The sequence below is a fragment of the Morganella sp. HMSC11D09 genome (assembly GCF_001807955.1).
In the GTDB taxonomy this organism is placed as follows: Bacteria; Pseudomonadota; Gammaproteobacteria; order Enterobacterales; family Enterobacteriaceae; genus Morganella; species Morganella morganii.
This window is the reverse complement of the sequence record NZ_KV791644.1, coordinates 12,690-13,676: the sequence shown is the minus strand read 5'-3', so window position 1 is coordinate 13,676 and position 987 is coordinate 12,690. Positions and strand designations below refer to the sequence as shown.

Sequence of the window (987 nt, the reverse complement as noted above, 5' to 3'; positions counted from 1 at the left end):
TTAACATACGCTTCATATTGCGCATCATCGGTGTCACGATGAAATGTGATAGTGTGCCACCCCCGCCCGATCAGCCTACCAACAAAACGGCTAGCGCCTTTTACATACCCTGTGCCATAAGTGTCTGGACTTTTGACATTCCGATTTAACCCTCCCCCGAATGAAGTTACTTGATCTGTGGCCTGCTGATAATAAGGTTTAGCGTTGTTGTTCCAGTTTTTTCCACTGGAATAATTGGTAATTATCTTACCTTCAAGCTTGCCGTAAATGTGTGCTGCTTCGGCATCTAAGTAAAAACTAAACGACATAAGAGATTTAGAACCTGCGGGCATGCCGCCAATAATTTTACTTCTGGTATAAGCGGAGTCGCTGCGTGACGTACTGATATTTTTCATGGCATCGCACCAGCCAATGTTATCAGACATCATGCCGGGCCATACTAATGTCTCATTGGTTACTGGTCTATAGGTATCATTCAATCCACCAGCCATGAACATTGACGCTAGTTTTTCTCCGTGAATCGCGTACCCCATAGAATTAAAGTGAATGCTATCTGACTGGACTGACGCGGCGTGGCGATAAAGATTAACCTCATGACCATTGAAAACAGCACAACCATAAATAGAGGCCATCATTCTCATACGTTTAGCCCAGTACAGCCATGCTGGATCGCCAGCCCCTTGCCCTCCGTGCGTTGGGATTTGAACGACAATAGCACATCCCCAATCGATATATCTTCGGATTAATTTTTCCATATAATCCATATAAACATCGATATGCCCCTCCTCCCCACTTCCTGAATCATTAATTCCAAACATAATAATTGCTACATCACAATAAGGATTGACTTGCCACGCCTGATTACTGAAAGCCTGCATTGCTGTATATCCAGTAACAGCCCTCATGACAAATGGATTAACTTCACTTCCTGACTGTTCTTTAAGATATTCTGCAAAACGATATGGATAATTCATAGATGCCCTGGTT

The 987-nt window shown here is 43.4% G+C and carries 1 protein-coding gene; it reads right to left on the bottom strand.

Annotation, left to right across the window (positions count from 1 at the left end):
* The coding region (locus HMPREF3119_RS00470) for an SGNH/GDSL hydrolase family protein (protein WP_139144823.1) at positions 1-974 on the bottom strand (974 nt) is incomplete at its 3' end.
* Positions 975-987 lie beyond the last annotated feature (13 nt).